This window comes from Nocardia sp. 2TAF39 (assembly GCF_052114905.1).
Taxonomy (GTDB): domain Bacteria; phylum Actinomycetota; class Actinomycetes; order Mycobacteriales; family Mycobacteriaceae; genus Nocardia.
Genome location: NZ_JBFRFQ010000077.1, coordinates 1 through 15,844 on the forward strand (window position 1 = coordinate 1; position 15,844 = coordinate 15,844).

Here is a 15,844-nt window from a genome sequence, read left to right on the forward strand (position 1 = left end):
GCCTCCACGGTCAAGGCCGTGAGATCATCGACGCACCACTCACATTCCAGTCGCTCGCGCCCGACCGTCGTGGTGACGCCGATGACGCGCATGCCGGCCGCTCGCGCCGCCGCGATCCCGGCCGGGGCGTCCTCCACCACCACGCACCCGGCTGGCTCGACGCCCAACCTGGCTGCGGCACGGAGGTATCCGTCCGGATGCGGTTTGCCCCGCTCGATATCGTCGGCGGTGACCAGGACTCCAGGTACCTCCAGGCCGGCGCAGCCGAGCCGGATCTCGGCCAGTCGGCGCCAAGCGGAGGTCACCACGGCCCAGCGTTCCGGGTCGAGCCGATTCAGCAGCCGGCGCGCACCCTGGACCGCCGTGATACCGTCCCGGCAGTTCTCGCCGGCCGTGGTCAAATAAGCGAGCTCATCGGCGATGTCCAGATGCGGGGCCATGAGCCGGACGGTTTCGTCGTTCCGGCGTCCATGCGACACCCGCAGCAGTTCGCCGATGTCCAGCCCGTGCCGCGCACCCCAATCCCGCCACACCTGCTCGATGCACGCCTGCGAGTCGATCAGCGTGCCGTCCATGTCGAAGAGAAGTGCTTCGCAGGTAAGGGAATGACGGCGTGGCGGGGTCAGAACTTCGAGCTCTAGCACGGTGTGCCCATCAGCCAAACGTGCCTGTCCACATAGGCTCGGCTGATCGACGGCCGGTCGCCGGCTTCGGCGAGCCTGCGGGCGCACGACAGAACCGTCGCGGCGGGATCGGCGCAGACGGTGACCTGATGCGGACCGCTCGCTCGCTCGATGGCGACGCGGACAGCGGCGGCGAAGTCCGCGGAGCCGGTGACGAGACCTCCCGCGAGCACAGTGCCGTCCGCTGCGGACAGGCGCAGCAACTCGCGTATCCGCGCCGCCCCCGCGGCCAGCGCCTCAACCGCGGTGGCGATAACGGTTCCTGCGACATCGTCGCCGTCGAGCCAGCACTGGATCACCGTCGGTGCGAGACGCGCTACCTCTTGTTTGGGAAACGGGAGCGCCGCGAGTCGCCTGGCCTCGGCGGCGATGTCCCGGCTCGCGCACTGAGACAGTGCCTCGGACAGGGCCGAGGAGCGACCGATGCCGTCGCGGGCCGATAACGCCGCCCGGAGGCCCTGCATGCCGATGTCGAAGGCGCTGCCCTGGTCCGCGCCGAGGTACTCGTGACCGCCCAACTGCACGACCGTTTCCCCGTCGCCACCCAGAAACCCGCTTCCGGTACCGGCGATTACGACGGCCCCTCGGTCGGTCAACGGCGGCGCGAAGAGCATGGGTACGGCGTCGTTGGAGGCCACCAGCAGCCGAGATCCTTCGGGGAGCAGTCCGCGTATCACGGAGAGTTCCCGGGCCGCCGTCTCCGCGACGATGCCCGCCGTGGCGAGCCAGCCGACCGAAACTTGTCCGGTGGTGGCGTCGGTGACGATGTCGAACGTTTCGCGCAGCCGATCCCGCGCGGCCGTCTCGCCGACCGTCGCGCGATTGATCGAACCGATCTCCCGCCGGATGTCGGGCCTGCCGGGCGCCTGAACGGAAATCCGCGTCCGCGTCCCTCCCGCGTCAATACCGTAGAAGGCAGTCAGCGGCCGTTCTCCTTACCCAGTGCGGTTTCTCGCAGTTCGCCGTCGACCACCCGGACAAGCGATGGCTCCGGCAGCGGAAAGATCATGCCGCCACCGGAGTCGAGAAAGTCTCGCTCCCGCGTCAGAAAGGCGTCCCGGAAATGCCAGGGCAGCACGAAAAAGTAGTCCGGCTTCGCTTGCCGGGACTCTTCCTCGGACACCATAGGGATCTCGGTACCCACGGTCCGCAGGCCCCACTTGTCCTGGTTGCGCTCCGCCGCAAGCGGGAAATGACGATGATCCAGCCCGAAGTACTGGAGGATCGTGTTGCCCTTGGTCGACGCGCCGTAGATGTGCATGACCTTACCGTCGGAGAGTTCGCTCTCCACGAAGTCTCGCACCTCCTGCCGGATTTCGGCTATCCGGCTCGCGAACTTCCGGTAGGTATCGGCCTCGGTCAATGCCAGCGCACGCTCCGTGCAGGCCAGTTCCTCGACCCGGTCACTGCCGCCGCCCGACTGCCACCGTTCATCGGTGTGCGCCCCATGCTGGATGTAGAGGCGGAAACTTCCGCCGTTGACGTCGTTCAGCTCGACGTCCTTGATTTCCAGCCCGTGCGCCCGGACCAGCCGGTCCATCACGTCGAGCGAGTAGTAGCCGACGTGCTCGTGGCAGATGTTGTCAAAGTTGTTGCCGGACAGCATCGTGGGCAGATAAGCCATCTGTACGACCCAAAGCCCGTCCGGGGCCAGGATGCGGGCGATGTCGGCAACGAAATCATGGGGCCGCTCGAGGTCGTAGAACATCGCGATCGACGTGATCACCCGCGCCCGCGCCGCCGAACCGAGAGCGCGGCTGAACGCGTCCGCGTTGAAGAATTCCGGCACGATCAGGTCGGTGCCGGCGGCAGCCTCGGGTTGAAGGTTCTCGGCGGGCTCGAAACCCACCAGTTTCAGATCATCACGCTGGTAGCTCCGCAGCAAGGTGCCGTCGTTCGCACCAATGTCGACGACGATGTCCCCGGCCACGAGTGGCACCGCTGCCTGCGCTGCGGCGGTGATGTCGGCCAGCGCCATTCGCATGGACTCGTTGGTGCCCGACCGGTACCAGTACTGCGTATACAACAGCGACGAGTCGACGGCCTGGTGTTTGAGTTGGAGGAACGCGCAGCCGCCTTCGTTCGGGTCGCAGAGTGCCAGAACCAGTGGCGCGAAAAGAGGTTCGGCGCCGTCTGCGAAATCCGACACCGCAAGCTTCCCCAGGTCGAGCACCTCGTGCAGGGCGGGCGAGCCACAGATCCGGCAAGTGTCCCGTTCGTCAGTCATCACGCCACCAGCCTGACCGCGGTCGTCAATTCGGCAAGCCCGGTCTCGAGGTCGATTTCCGTTGTGAAGCCCTTCGCGCGAATCTTCTCGTATGACACCTCGTAGTCACGCTGATCGGGATCGGCGGCAAATTCGGCGAAGTGTAGATAGCAGTTGATGCGTTCACGGATTCTGTCCACGATGTCAGCCTTCGATAGGTTTAACGTCTCATCGCCCACGTTGTAGACGTCGTCGACGACGGAATCCCAGTTCCGCAGCGCGAAGGCGATCGACCTCGCCATGTCCCGGACATGAATCAGCGTCCGCCGGGAATCGCCCTGATAGACAACCAGGTTGCCGCGGTGGACGGCTTGGTGCACGAAATCGTTGACGAGTAAGTCGACGCGCATGGACGGGCTCACCCCGAACGCCGTCGCGTAGCGGTAGACAACGCTGTTCCCGCCCTCCAGCACCAGTTGCTCGGCGGCCGCCTTCGATCGCCCGTACAGAGTGAGCGGGTTGAGTTCGGTCTGCTCCGTACAGATGGCGTCACGGACCTTTCCGTAGACACTTCCAGTGGAGGCGAACAGAACTCGCTGATCACGCTCCCGAAGTTCGACCAGGCGGCGGGTGGCGTCCACGTTCATCGCCCAGGCATACGCCGGCTCACGTTGACAGGCCGGGTGACCCACGATCGCCGCGAGGTGGACTACGGCATCGACGCCCTCCAGCGCGGACGCCAGCGCCTCATCGTCCAACATGTCCCGGTGGACCAACTCGAAACGGGGATGCGCACAACAGGAAAGGAGTCCCCTGCCACCGGTCCTCATGTAGTCAATTACTCTGACTTGATGTCCCTCCGCGAGAAGAAGGGGCACCAATACGGAACCAACATAACCGGCACCGCCAGTGACAAGAATACGCATGGCGTACCGCTTTCGTCTCGTTCGGTTGTGTGGCAAGGATTCAACGACCGCTTGTTATGGATCGTAACCTCGCCACAGTGGGACTAAGATACCGAAGAAACCGCCGCACCACCATCTTTGATTTCGATCACGCTGGAGGGTCTGCATGGACACGAGCCGCACGAACGGTGCCTACCAAGGCGCCCGATCCCGCGTGCTGTTCGTATCGCCGGAAATGCCGTGGCCGACGGTGGGCGGCCTACGAATCCGCTGCGGAATGCTGCTGCGTCGCGCCCTCGACGAAGCAAAAGTCGATCTTGTCGTGGTCGCCCCGGACGCGGACATCGCCCGCGACACCGCCGCGGTGCCCGAACTCCCTGGCCTGAGCACCCATATCTTCGCCGACGAGTCGGCTCCCGGACCCGCTCCGGAGCGCGCGTCGCGATCGGCCACCGAGCTCATGCGGCGCCTGGCCACCGAAACCGGCGGCTACGACGTCGTTCATCTGGAACGACACTTCTTGTTGCCCCTGGTCCCGCCGGAGCTGCGGTCCCGCGCCGTCGTGGTCGACTACAACATCGAGTCGCAGCTCCTGGCGCAGCGGGCGCAGACGGGCCACCTCGTGTCGGCCGCCGAAATCAGCGCACTGCGTCGGCGCGAGCTGTCGGCGTGGCGAGGAGCGGGAGCGGTCGTCGCGCTCAGTCCCGAAGACGCTGAGGAGATGCACCACCGGGATCCGGCGGTGCATCCGCATCTGATCCCGAACGGCTGGGATCACCTGCCGCAGGCCCCATCGCGGCCGCCCGACGAGGGTCAGCTGACCTCGCCACGGCTGTTCTTCGTTGCTGACTACGACTACCCACCTAACCGAGACGCATTCGCCTGGCTGATAGCCGAGGTCTTTCCGCGAATCCGCGAGCGGGTCCCGCAAGCCCGGCTGGTACTCGCCGGAAAGAATCTCACCCCGGAGCTGGCCCGGCTGAGCGAGGAATGCGCGGGCGCGGAGCTGCTCGGCTACGTTGACAATCTCCCGGCAGAGCTGGATCGGTCCGACATCGTGCTGTGCCCGCTGCGGATCGGCGGCGGTGTGAAGGTCAAGATGATCGAGGCGATCCGGCGATCCTGCTTGCTGGTGTCCACGACCGTCGGCGGAATCCAAGGCATACCCGAACCGCTGCGGTCGGCCGTCTGCTTCGCCGATGACGCGGACACGTTCGCCGGTCACGTGATCCGGCTGTGCGCGGACCCGCAGGAAAGAAGTCGCAGGCGCGCCGAACTGAGGGCGGGTCAGTGGGCCGCGCCGACGTGGGAAGAGTCCTCGGTTCAGATGCTGCGACTGTGGTCGCGGCTTTCGGCGAAGGTTGACAGCTCGCCCGGTCAGGCCTGATGCGCGACCAGACCACACCCGGCGGGGCAGCTCGGCGCTGGAAACGGCCTCCAAAGGAGTGGTTCGCGCAATGACCACATCAGTGGAGCTAAGGGGACTCGAACCCCTACGTCCACTTTTGTAAACGTGATCATGGTGGCCGGGACCCAAGCCCACGCGGAAGCGCTATGGGACGAAGTCGCGCAGGTAATCGCCCCGCTGGGGCTACGCCTGACGGTCGAAAGTCCCGGGTATGCCACCTGGACGAGGGATTCGACTTCCTCGGGTTCCGCATCCAGCGGCGCCGGAAGAAGGGAACCGCCAAGATGAATGTCTACACCTATCCGTCGAAGAAGGCTCTGGCCTCGATCGTGGCGAAGGTGCGGGGAACCATTTCGGCGCGACAGTGCCGGTATATCCGCGCTGGCACTCGGCGGATTCGGAATTGACACCACCGAATTTGTCGCCACAGGGTTGTTGCCTGATATAGCGAAGGCGACCGGTGTATCGGAACCGACTGCGGGACGCCAACCGACGCTGCCGGTCTCGACCAGATCGCACGCGCCGTCGCGGGGCGCCGGTGCGGCCGTGTGGCCGGCCGCGGCGATTTCGGGTTTCGGAAGGTCCGACAACGTCTCGCGGGGACGATTCGCGGGCGGCAGATGATATCAGGGGATGCCGAATTTTTCCCGTCGAAGGCAGTTTTGCCACCTGCATGTCTTGGTGACGTCATCTCGGTGAAACCTGGACCGGGACAGTGAGCAAGGTCATCTTCCCACTGCTGAGAGGTGGGGTGTCCGGTGTGTATCGCTTGACCATGAGCAACTCCGTACCCGCCCGCGCTCCGGAATCACAATCCACGGCTGCTGAACCGACCGACGATTTATCGACACTTCCGCGCAAGGATTGGCATATCCCGGCCATATTGGCGTTGACACTCGGTGGGTTCGGCATCGGTACCACCGAATTTATCGCTATGGGTTTGCTGCCGGATGTCGCACATGCCATGACGGTGTCCGAACCCACTGCCGGGCACGCCGTTTCGGCCTATGCCCTCGGAGTGGTGGTCGGTGCTCCCCTGATCGCGGCGCTGTCCGCGAGGATGCCCCGCAAGCGGCTGCTGATCGCATTGATGATCGGATTCACTGTGGGCAATGCCGCCACGGTGGTGGCGCCCTCGTTCGAAACGCTCGTTCTCGCCCGGTTCGTCTCCGGATTGCCGCACGGCGCCTATTTCGGGGTGGCATCGCTGGCCGCCGCCACCTTGGCTCCGGTAGGACAGCGTGCCAAAGCGGTAGCAGTCGTCATTCTGGGATTGTGCGCCGCCAACGTGATCGGCGTGCCGGCCGCCACATGGCTCGGTCAGCACCTCAGTTGGCGTGACGGATACGCCGTGGTCGCGGTCATCGGAGCAGCCACCGTCGTCGCCATCGCGCGATTCGTTCCCGAGCTGAACGGAATTAGGGTGACCGATCCGCGCACCGAACTCGGTGCGCTCCGGCGCCCCCAGGTGCTGCTCACCTTAGCGGTGGGCGCCATCGGTTTCGGCGGCATGTTCGCCGTTTTCACCTACATCACCACGACGCTCACCGATGTGGCCGGTATGGGGCAGGATCTGGTGCCGATCGTGCTGATGCTGTTCGGGGCGGGCATGGTCACCGGCAATATACTCGGCGGTGTGCTGGCCGATCGCGGGGTGGACCGCGCGGTGTTCGTGTCATTGCTCTCGATGGTTGTCATCCTCGCCGGATTCGTTGTCGCCGCACGTAATCCGTACACCGCCGGCATCGGCGCCTTCCTGGTCGGAGCATCGAGCGCCGCGCTTGCGCCCGGATTGCAGACCCGGCTGATGGATGTGGCCCATGATGCGCAAACCCTGGCCGCCGCGCTCAATCACGCCGCACTGAATATGGCCAATGCTTCGGGCGCCTGGTTGGGCGGGCTGGTTATCGCTGCCGGGTACGGCTACACGGCACCCGCGGCGGTCGGTGCCGGACTCGCAGTCGGGGGAGTGGCGCTGTTCACGGTTACCGTGTGGCTCGCGCGCGGCGCCTTGGGGACCGGACTCCACCGGCCGATCGGGCAGCCCGGCGGGGCATGACGGCTCCACCTCGCACCCGGTCCGGTGCGGATCGCTCCGCACTTCCGTTCAATTCTGCATGCTTTCACACCGCGCGGAGATGGCGCGGCTGGCGGAGACGTGTTCGGCGATGAGCGTGGCGATACGGTCCGGTGCCTCCAGCATCGGGACGTGGCCGACACCGTGCATCAGGATCCGATCCGCCGTGGCGGGTAGCTCCCGCAGGAAACGGCGGACGTAGTATCGTTTCGGGATCGCCCGGTCGTATTCGCCCAGGAGCAGGCGCGCCGGGGTCTTCAGTGTCGACAGGCCCTCGAGTGCCGATGTCGCCGACCGCGGTGCGGACCCCGAAACCGACGCCGTGCTGACTGTCGGGGAGATGGAGCACCTGAACGCGGCCTGGATCGTGAGGTTTGGCAGAACCGTCGATTGGGTGAGCATGCTCCGTCGTGGGATCCGGTCGGTGATCACAGCCCGAACACATTGTTCGCTGCGGCGATGGCTCAGGGCGGGTTCGCGATGCAGATCCCGTCTCCGCAGCTCTACTACCAACTGCTGCCCGCCCACCACGTCGTCATTTACCCTAACGCGGCGTGAAGATCCGCAGCCTCTACTACGACGGCGACGCCCTCGACCCTTACCGCAACGAACCGTCTCCACGCGGCGGAAAGCACAAACGCCGCTGGGTCATTCGACGCGACCCCCGAGATGCACGAACAGTGTTCTTCCAGGACCCGCAAACCCACCACTGGCATCGGCTGCGATGGACGGGCCTGCCGCCGGAGAACGAGATTCCCTCGTTCGGCGACGCCCGAGTCCGCGAGATTCTCACCGCGGCACGGCGATCAGGCCTGAATCCACACGACGACCGCGAGCTGCTGCCAGTGCTGCTGTAGCTGATCGGCGCCCACATTCCGGTCGAGTCCTGGCCAGCCCGATCGCGTGCTCGACTACGACGCTGCGAGATTCCCCCGGAACCAGATCGAAGGGATCCCGCACCAGTGCGGAGATCTGTTCTGCACCCGCGAGGACCGGCCGCTCACGCTCACGTGATTTGAGTTTCAGCGAGGTCGCATCGACCATCACAATGCGCGGTTGGGGTCCTCGGCGGCGCCGATGTTCCAGCACCCACACCGTCGTATCCACCGACGACACCGGGTACAGGTCCCTCGACAAGCGAATGACCGCGCGCACCGCGCCCCGGTCCACCAACTCCTTGCGGCCTGACTGTTCATGTTCATCCGATGAGGTCTCCGATACCGACATCAGCACCGATGCCCGCCCCCTGCTCCGCTCTTGCTTACAGCGCGGCCTGCAGCCAGGCGAAGTTAGCGTTTAGCTCGCCACCAGCAGGCCAGCTCAGCCACCTGGACTGCGGTCTGGAGGGCAGCGCACGAAGCGGGATCAACCGGAGCTTCCGGCATCGGAACCGCCCACCGCGTCAGATCGTGACGCGGTGGGCGGTCATGGTCGCATCTATTGGTTGTAGCCGAAGATTGCGTTCCAGGCCCGTTGGTCGGTGGCGGCGTTGCTGATCGACTCGGCGGGCGTGATCCGGTGCACCCTGGGGTCGGTGAAATCTGGCAGTTGCACGCCGCGCACATTGGGCGCGGCGATGTCGGTGCGGACCGAATACTCACCCATGTCGGCGAAGACTTGCTGGCCGCGTTTGGCGAGGTTCCAGTTGAGGAACAGCTTGGCGGCAGCGGTGTTCGTCGCGGTGGAGGCGACCCCGGTGTAGTAGTCGTATGCCGTGACGCCCTCCTCCGGGACGACGAACTTCACCGGCGCGTTCGCGTTGTTCGCGATATTGACGGCGCTGACGACAACAGTGCCCGCGTCGATCTGGCCGCGGGCCAGCGCGTCGAGCTGGGCACCGATTGAATCGAAAACCCTTGCCCCGGAAGCATATTGACGGAGGTAGTCGTCACCGAGCGTCGCCCGCTGGAACCGGGTCAGTGCGAGAGCGCTGCCACCGGCGCCGGCTTGGGCGATGCCCCGCTTGTTGGACCACCGGTTGTCCAGTAGTGATCGCCAACTGGTCGGCGCCGCGTCGGCGTGGACCAGCGCGGTGTTGTAGCCGAAGGTGTAAACAGGGTCGAAGGTGCGGTAGTACGAGCCACCGTCGAAGATCACGTCGTCGTGTAGGTTCGTCGCGGTCGATGGCTGGTATGGCTGAAAGACGCCCCGTTCGGCGAGGCCGTGCGCGAATCCGGCGTCGGAGATGCGAACGATGTCGGCCTTGAGTTTGCCCGCGCCGTGCTCGGCGACGATTCGCTCGTACAGGCGGTTGGGGGTCAGCCGGATCTGTTTGACCTTGATACCGGTATCGGCTTCGAATTGGTGCAGAAGTGTGGCTTCGCTGGCTTGGGTGTAGCCGCTGTAGAGGGTGAGCTTGCCCTCGGCCCTGGCTTGTTTCCACAGGCTCTGGTCGGCGATCTGCTCGCCGTTGATGATCAGCGCGTCGTCTCGTTGGATGCTCTGGGCCGGTCGGGCCAATGGTTGGCCTGCCGGGGGCGGTGCACAGGCGGTCAGTGCGGCTAGTAAGGCGGCGCTCAGCCCGATCACGATCTTCTTCATCAGACGGTTTCCTTGGATCCGAGGCGGCGCGACAGCACGGCGAGGGTGGCGATGACGACGCAATACAGCAGGCTGAGTTCGGCTGCGGCTTGGAAGGAGCCGTTGTCGTAGGCGTCGAAGATCGCGATCGACAGCAATCGCGTGTCCGAGGTGAACAAGAACAGCGCCGCGGTCAGTTCCCGCATGGACAGCATCAACAGCAGCAGGAAGGTGGAGGAGAGTCCGACCCGCAGCAGTGGTGCGGTGACGAAGCTGATGGCTCTATACCTGCGTGCGCCGAGCATCACCGCGCTGTCTTCGAGGTCCTTGTCGAGCTGGATGATCGAGGCCGACACGCCGCGGTATCCCTGCGGGAGGAACACCGCGACGAAGGCGATGACCAGGACGGCGAGGGTTCCGTAGAGCGGTATCGGCATAGCCAGCCAGGTCCACAGCAAACCAAGTCCGAGCACGACGGCGGGTACGGCGAGCGGGAGCATGGCAACGTATTCGAGTAGCTTGCGGCCGGGCGCGTTGGTGCGATACCGGGTGTAGGCGAGGGCGAAGCAGAGCGCGGTTCCGATCGCGGCGGTCGCGACACCGACGGTGACGCTGTTGACCACGACGTGGTGGAAATCGGAACTCCTCAGTGTCTGTCCCATACCCCACAGGGACAACGCGCCGGGGCGGCCCAACTGCCCGAGGTCGGCGACATAGGGACTGGTTTGCAGGCTCGCGAGAATGAGCGCGAACACCGGGAGCACCACCGCCAGGGCGCAGTACACCCAGGCGAAGACAGCGGCGGGACGGCGCCAACCGCGCAGGGGAACCTTGCGGGCCCGCACACCTTTACCTGTGACGGTCGTGTACTGCTTGCCGGCCATCGCCCGCTGTTGGAACGCGACCACGACGACCAGCAGCACCGTGAGCACGACGGCGACGGCGGCCGCGTCATTGGAACGGGCGGGCGAGGCGTTCATCAGTCGGTAGATCATGGTCGGCAGCGTGTCGATACCGCCTGCCACACCGATGACCTGACCGACCGGAAAGTTCTCGACGGACAGGGCGAAGACCAAGATGCCCGAGCCAACGACGGCAGGCATGACCAGCGGGAACGTGACCTTGCGCAGCATCTGGGTGAGTTTGGCCCCGTGCAGACTGGCCGCGTCCTCGAGATCGGGATTCATTAGCGACAGCGCCGAGTGCACCATGAGAAACGGGTACGGCGCGTAATAGAGGCCGAGGACGAAGATCATCCCGCCGAAGCTGTAGATATTGATCGCATTGGGCAGGCCGATGCTGTTCAAAGCCAGATTGAGGTAGCCGGTGGCGGGCCCTCCCAACAGTACCCACGCCAGCGAGCCGACGAGTGCGGGCAGGAACAGTGGAGCGATTCCGATGCCGTAGATGAGTTTCCGGCCGGGGATATCGGTGCGGGCTGCCAAGAAGGCGAGCGTGCAACCGATCGCCAGCGCCAGCAGCGACGCGCCGATCCCGACGGCGGCCGAGTTCAGCATCGCCGACCGTGCGGTACCGGAGCCGAGCACCCGGAAGTTGTCCAGGGTGAAGTCGCCGAAGTCGAACAGCGAGGTTCGTTCGGACTTGTCGGTGAACGCGCCAATGACGATGAAGAACATCGGGCACAGCACGATGAGGGCGAGCAGAGCCAATTGCAGCAGCACCGGGAGCCAGCGCCGCACTCGGGGCCGCCGGTATCGGGACGCTGTGGATTTCCTTGCGGGCTCGATACTTTCGGAGCGGGGCTGATCCGTGGTCGGCCCGGTGGCGAGGGCACTCATGCGGGCACCGCCGTCGTCTCGACGCGGTCATCGCGCAGGACTTGGGCACCGCCCGAGACGGCGGTGACCACCGCGCGCTCGCCGATCCCCAGGACCCGGCTGGTGTGGCCGGTGGCGATGGCTTCTACTTCGGGACCGTCATCCAGTGTCACCCGGTACCGGATCGACGCGCCCTGATAACTGGCGACTTCGACGCGGCCGGTCCAGGACTGCCCGTCGGGCCTGGTGTCGTCGGCCGCGGTGACCAGCAGATCCTCCGGGCGCAGACAGACGATGATCGGGCCGGACTCGGTTGGGGTGGCATCCACCCGGACCGCGATGGACGGGTAGTCGGTCAGCTCGACCGCACCGCGTTGTCCCGTGCCGGTCGTGCAGCGGAAGATATTGCCGACACCGAGAAAGTCCGCGATCGAGGCGCATGTCGGCTTGGTGTAGATCTCCTCCGGAGTACCGATCTGCACGATGCGCCCCTGATGCATCAGCGCGATGCGGTCGGCCAGGGCGAACGCTTCGACCTGGTCATGGGTGACGTACACGGTCGTCAGTCCGAGTCGCAGTTGCAGCTCGCGCAACTCCATCCGGAGGCGTTCGCGCAGGCGAGCGTCGAGGTTGGACAGCGGCTCGTCGAGCAGCAGCACGCTCGGGCGCATCACCAGACTTCGCGCGAGCGCGACCCGCTGCATCTGCCCGCCGCTGAGCAGGCTGGCACCTCGGTCGGCCAGCTCCCGCATGCCTACCAAGTCCAATGCCTCGAGCACCCGCGTGCGGATCTCCTGCTTTCCGACCTTCTGCATCTTCAACGAGAACGCGACATTCTCGAACACGGTGCGGTGCGGCCACACCGCGTACGACTGGAACACCATCCCGACATTGCGTTTGTGGGGCGGAACGGTGCGGCCTTTCGTCGAGTCGTGGACGACTCGATCACCGATGGCGATACGTCCGGCGTCGGGGGTTTCGAGGCCGGCGACGCATCGCATGGTGCTGGTCTTACCGCATCCGGATTGCCCGAGCAGAACCAGTGATTCGCCGTCGGCGATATCGAGGTAGAGGTCGCGTACCACGATGTTGCCCGCGTACGCGAGAGTCAGGTTGTCGATCGTGACTTTCATGTGTTTCCTTCATCCTGGACAGCGATGTCCACGGGGTGGCCGACTGTTCGCCCGTTCGTGTTGGTTCCGCTCGGGCTATGCGGTCTGCCTGGGGGGCGATTGTGGTCGACTACCGCGTCGAGTTCTGGTGATTCGGCGGTTCGGATCAGATTTCTCGGCCGTCCGCCGGTGCCTGGGCGTCATGCGGATCCGGCCAGGAGCGTCGTCGGCGTGATGAAGAGCTCTGCGGTAGCGATGCGCCGGGCGGCTCGATACAAGGTGACGGACTCGGGGACACCATCCGGTGTCGAGGTCACGTCGAGCTCGAGGATGCCGGCCGGGGTGCCCAGTCGCAGGGATCCGGGCCACCCGATGCGGGCGTTGTCGGCGACTATGCTGCCGGGCACGGTCGCCGCGGCTGCCACGGCGACGGCTGAGGTGAGTCCGATCGCGGGATGCGGCGCGAGCATGGAGACCATCCGGACCGAAACGTCGTATTCCTCCGCGGTGGTATATACCCCCGTGCTGGTGCGGTAGTCGTGTGGCGGCCCGACGATGCCGACCTTCGGGATCGCGTGCGAGACGGGATCACCGGCGCGGCTGAGCCCCATCCGCAGCGAGGACGCGGCGCGTAGCGCGATGAGCAGGGGTAGGCGCTCGGCGATCAGATTGTTGTCCTCGGTGCCGGTCAGTCCTAGGTCGGTGGCGTGGAACAGGGCGGCAGGGGCGCCGGCGATCACCAGTGTGGCTCGATAGTTGTTGTCACCGACCGTGATCCGATCCGACGCCGCACCGGTCGGTAGAAATGATCGGTGGTCGGCGGCCAGATCGGTGAAGGTTAGCGAGACCGGGACGCCGAGAGCGCTCGTGCCCGGGACGGCGGCAGTGCCCTCGGCGGGCACGATTCCATTCGGGGTGGCGATCTCCGCGGTGAGGATCGCTCCGGTGTTCTGGTTGCGCATGCGCACCGTCGTGGTCGCGGTGTCGACCGCAACGAGCCCTGCCTGCAGCGCGTACAGACCGATCGCTGTCGCGCAGTTCCCGCAGTTGCTGCCCCATTCCACTCGCCGGTCCCCGATCGCCACCTGTGCGAATAGGTAGTCGATGTCGATACCACGCGTGCTGGAGCGTCGGACGACCGCGGCCTTCGATGTAGTGGAACTGCCGCCGCCGACACCGTCGAGTTGGCGGGGATCGCCCGAGCCGAAGGCCGATGTCAGGATGGCGTCGAGCCCGCCGGCCCGTCCGATCAAGGGGTCGACGTCAACCGCGTTGAAGAGCCAGCATTTGCTAGTCCCTCCGCGCATCCAGGTTCCGCGGAGTGTGAACACCCGTCCGGCCCGCCTTTCGCTCGTGAAGAGGATCTGTGAACCACCGCGCGACTCCCAGCTGTTCGTGAGCCGGGTCACGGTGACACAGACAAGCGTGCAGCCTCGGACACTGGAGTACAATTTCGAAAACCTTGAGGAGGTTTAACTTCTACTAAACTCTGGAGCCGCACCATGCTCGACCCTCGTCGCCTGTTGTTGCTGATCGATGTGGTGCGCGCCGGCTCCATCACGTCAGCCGCGGCACAGCTGAACTACACGACCTCGGCGGTCTCCCAACAGATCGCCAAGCTCGAGACCGAGGCCGGCCAACCGCTGCTGGAACGGCACGCGCGCGGCATTCGGCTGACCGAGGCGGGGGCCATGTTGACTCGTCGTGCCGAGCGCATCGAGACTCAACTGCTTGCCGCGCGCAGGGAGCTCGACGACATCGCCGGACTCCGCTCGGGCACCGTGCGGATCGGGACTTTTCCCACGGCCGGATCGAGTCTGCTGCCGTCGGTGGTCAAGCTGTTCAAGGCCCGCCATCCGGCCGTGGCCCTGACCGTGCGCAGCTCCCGATTCGCGCAATTGCGCGCGATGCTCGACACGCGCGAAGTCGAACTGTCGCTGCTCTGGGACTACGCGTGGGCTCGCGTCGACGATCAGGAGCTCGCGGTGCATGAACTCCTGATCGATCCACCGACGCTCGTCGTATCGGTCAACCATCGCTTCGCCGATCGGAAGACAATCGCGATGGACGAACTCGCCGATGAGCAATGGATCACCCGTGAGGACAACCATCCGGTCGGGTTAGCCTTGGAAAAGGCCTGCAACGCAGCAGGATTCACCCCCTCGGTAGCATTTGCGGCAAACGACTACCAGGAAGCCCAGGCCATGGTGGCGGTCGACCTCGGCGTATCGCTGGCGCCCCGACTTGCGCTGTCGAACCTTCGCGAGGACGTCCGCGTCATTCCGCTGACCGGCGGGGCCCCGTCCCGGCGAATTCTGCTTGCGCACATGGCAGAGCAGCGTCTCACTCCGGCCGCGAACACACTCCTGAGGACCTTCGAGGAAGTCGCCCAGGGGTTCGTGGAGGCACCCCTCGCGAGCCGATGATACGAAGAGTCGAGGGACAAATTCTGTTTCGCCGCAGGTTGATGGACGTTAGTGACCTGACCCCGTGAGGTCGGTCCATCGGCTGTGTGAGTCTTGCGGCCCATGTTGTGGGCGGGAAGGCTCGATGACGATGACCACGAGGAAGAGGCACACCCCTGAGCAGGTCGTGCGCAAGTTGACCGAGGCCGATCGGCTGCTCGGCGAGGGCAAGGACGTCGCGGATGTGTGCCGGACGCTGCAGATCACCGAGGCCACCTATTACCGGTGGCGTAACCAGTTCGGCGGACTGAAAGCCGACGACGCGAAGCGGTTGAAAGACCTCGAACGCGAAAACACGACGCTCAAGCGGCTTTTGGCCGAAGCGGAGTTGGAGAAGGCGGCATTGAAGGAAATCGCCAAGGGAAACTTCTAGCCTCAATCTTTCTCGTGCCTGACGTGCTGGCCTGATCGGCTTCGGGTTGAGGTTTTCGATGGTATTCGGGCTGGTGGGTTTGGCCGACCGCCCCGTGTCATCGGGTGGCTGCCGGTTCCACGAGCCCGGGTGGTGTCCTTTCGAGGGTTGTAGGAAAGGATTTGCGCTGGATGCTCCTATGGATGTCAAGTGGTGGTGTGGGCGGGTTCGGCGGTGATGAGCTGGTAGAGCTCGCGGGCGAGGTAGCGTTTGAGTCCCTTGAGTCAAGTCCTCATGCTGTGAGGCGTTGTGCGGCGTGATGGCAGTTTGGGTCGTAG

At 65.1% G+C, this 15,844-nt stretch carries 14 protein-coding genes and 2 pseudogenes; 6 read left to right on the plus strand and 10 right to left on the minus strand.

The features are described from left to right. The 4 genes from AB4Z47_RS29425 to AB4Z47_RS29440 all read right to left on the minus strand — a co-directional run. Positions 1-575, minus strand: a 575-nt coding sequence (locus AB4Z47_RS29425; protein WP_441955763.1) for an HAD-IA family hydrolase, incomplete at its 3' end; no start/stop codon positions are given. A gap of 62 nt (positions 576-637) precedes the next feature. Next, a complete protein-coding gene (locus tag AB4Z47_RS29430; protein ID WP_441955784.1) occupies positions 638-1,606 on the minus strand; it encodes a BadF/BadG/BcrA/BcrD ATPase family protein in 969 nt (322 codons plus the stop codon). After that, on the minus strand, positions 1,603-2,910 hold the full coding sequence (locus tag AB4Z47_RS29435) for a class I SAM-dependent methyltransferase (RefSeq protein WP_441955765.1): 1,308 nt from the start codon (positions 2,908-2,910) through the stop codon (positions 1,603-1,605). The genes AB4Z47_RS29430 and AB4Z47_RS29435 overlap by 4 nt, the downstream gene beginning before the upstream one ends. Further along, positions 2,910-3,815, minus strand: coding sequence for an NAD-dependent epimerase/dehydratase family protein (locus AB4Z47_RS29440; protein ID WP_357271968.1), 906 nt, complete (start codon positions 3,813-3,815; stop codon positions 2,910-2,912). The genes AB4Z47_RS29435 and AB4Z47_RS29440 overlap by 1 nt, the downstream gene beginning before the upstream one ends. A gap of 145 nt (positions 3,816-3,960) precedes the next feature. On the opposite strand from AB4Z47_RS29440, the gene AB4Z47_RS29445 reads away from it, so the two are divergent. Then, positions 3,961-5,181 carry a glycosyltransferase family 4 protein gene (locus AB4Z47_RS29445; RefSeq protein ID WP_441955768.1) on the plus strand — a complete coding sequence of 407 codons (1,221 nt, stop codon included), beginning with the start codon at positions 3,961-3,963 and terminating at the stop codon, positions 5,179-5,181. 955 nt (positions 5,182-6,136) lie between these two features. Then, positions 6,137-7,261: an MFS transporter gene (locus tag AB4Z47_RS29450; protein WP_441955786.1), complete on the plus strand. Its 1,125-nt coding sequence runs from the start codon at positions 6,137-6,139 to the stop codon at positions 7,259-7,261. 48 nt (positions 7,262-7,309) lie between these two features. Here the strand turns inward: AB4Z47_RS29450 and AB4Z47_RS29455 are convergent, their stop codons facing one another. Further along, positions 7,310-7,681: an alpha/beta fold hydrolase gene (locus tag AB4Z47_RS29455; RefSeq protein WP_441955770.1), complete on the minus strand. Its 372-nt coding sequence runs from the start codon at positions 7,679-7,681 to the stop codon at positions 7,310-7,312. Here AB4Z47_RS29455 and AB4Z47_RS29460 point away from each other — a divergent pair. Both AB4Z47_RS29460 and AB4Z47_RS29465 read left to right on the plus strand, forming a co-directional pair. Beyond that, complete coding sequence (locus tag AB4Z47_RS29460; RefSeq protein WP_441955772.1) at positions 7,670-7,837, plus strand: hypothetical protein; 168 nt, start codon at positions 7,670-7,672, stop codon at positions 7,835-7,837. The two genes, AB4Z47_RS29455 and AB4Z47_RS29460, sit on opposite strands and share 12 nt — an antisense overlap. Further along, positions 7,834-8,136 carry a hypothetical protein gene (locus AB4Z47_RS29465; protein WP_441955774.1) on the plus strand — a complete coding sequence of 101 codons (303 nt, stop codon included), beginning with the start codon at positions 7,834-7,836 and terminating at the stop codon, positions 8,134-8,136. The genes AB4Z47_RS29460 and AB4Z47_RS29465 overlap by 4 nt, the downstream gene beginning before the upstream one ends. Here AB4Z47_RS29465 and AB4Z47_RS29470 read toward each other — a convergent pair. The 5 genes and pseudogenes from AB4Z47_RS29470 to AB4Z47_RS29490 all read right to left on the minus strand — a co-directional run. After that, positions 8,069-8,521, minus strand: a pseudogene (locus AB4Z47_RS29470) (N-6 DNA methylase); the annotation flags it as partial. The gene AB4Z47_RS29465 and the pseudogene AB4Z47_RS29470 sit on opposite strands and share 68 nt — an antisense overlap. A 195-nt stretch (positions 8,522-8,716) precedes the next feature. Next, complete coding sequence (locus tag AB4Z47_RS29475) at positions 8,717-9,820, minus strand: ABC transporter substrate-binding protein (RefSeq protein ID WP_441955776.1); 1,104 nt, start codon at positions 9,818-9,820, stop codon at positions 8,717-8,719. Then, positions 9,820-11,598: an ABC transporter permease gene (locus tag AB4Z47_RS29480; RefSeq protein ID WP_441955778.1), complete on the minus strand. Its 1,779-nt coding sequence runs from the start codon at positions 11,596-11,598 to the stop codon at positions 9,820-9,822. Before AB4Z47_RS29480 ends, AB4Z47_RS29475 begins: the two co-directional genes overlap by 1 nt. Beyond that, the gene (locus tag AB4Z47_RS29485; RefSeq protein ID WP_441955780.1) at positions 11,595-12,710 is read right to left on the minus strand and encodes an ABC transporter ATP-binding protein; all 1,116 of its coding nucleotides are present in this window, start codon (positions 12,708-12,710) and stop codon (positions 11,595-11,597) included. Before AB4Z47_RS29485 ends, AB4Z47_RS29480 begins: the two co-directional genes overlap by 4 nt. 179 nt (positions 12,711-12,889) lie before the next feature. Further along, entirely contained in the window at positions 12,890-13,996 is a 1,107-nt protein-coding gene (locus tag AB4Z47_RS29490; protein WP_441955782.1) for a PrpF domain-containing protein, read from the minus strand. Positions 13,997-14,191: 195 nt separating this feature from the next. Between AB4Z47_RS29490 and AB4Z47_RS29495 the strand changes: the two genes are divergently transcribed. Next, positions 14,192-15,115, plus strand: a complete 924-nt coding sequence (locus AB4Z47_RS29495; protein WP_327101421.1) for a LysR family transcriptional regulator — start codon at positions 14,192-14,194, stop codon at positions 15,113-15,115. A gap of 130 nt (positions 15,116-15,245) precedes the next feature. Continuing rightward, positions 15,246-15,518, plus strand: a pseudogene (locus AB4Z47_RS29500) (transposase); the annotation flags it as partial. Positions 15,519-15,844 lie beyond the last annotated feature (326 nt).

Coding starts and splice junctions, on each gene's coding strand:
- AB4Z47_RS29450 (WP_441955786.1), top strand. CDS start 6,137: ATGGGTTTGCTGCCGGATGTCGCACATGCCATGACGGTGTCCGAACCC.
- AB4Z47_RS29485 (WP_441955780.1), bottom strand. CDS start 12,710: ATGAAAGTCACGATCGACAACCTGACTCTCGCGTACGCGGGCAACATC.
- AB4Z47_RS29480 (WP_441955778.1), bottom strand. CDS start 11,598: ATGAGTGCCCTCGCCACCGGGCCGACCACGGATCAGCCCCGCTCCGAA.
- AB4Z47_RS29435 (WP_441955765.1), bottom strand. CDS start 2,910: ATGACTGACGAACGGGACACTTGCCGGATCTGTGGCTCGCCCGCCCTG.
- AB4Z47_RS29440 (WP_357271968.1), bottom strand. CDS start 3,815: ATGCGTATTCTTGTCACTGGCGGTGCCGGTTATGTTGGTTCCGTATTG.
- AB4Z47_RS29490 (WP_441955782.1), bottom strand. CDS start 13,996: ATGCGCGGAGGGACTAGCAAATGCTGGCTCTTCAACGCGGTTGACGTC.
- AB4Z47_RS29495 (WP_327101421.1), top strand. CDS start 14,192: ATGCTCGACCCTCGTCGCCTGTTGTTGCTGATCGATGTGGTGCGCGCC.
- AB4Z47_RS29475 (WP_441955776.1), bottom strand. CDS start 9,820: ATGAAGAAGATCGTGATCGGGCTGAGCGCCGCCTTACTAGCCGCACTG.
- AB4Z47_RS29455 (WP_441955770.1), bottom strand. CDS start 7,681: ATGCTCACCCAATCGACGGTTCTGCCAAACCTCACGATCCAGGCCGCG.
- AB4Z47_RS29445 (WP_441955768.1), top strand. CDS start 3,961: ATGGACACGAGCCGCACGAACGGTGCCTACCAAGGCGCCCGATCCCGC.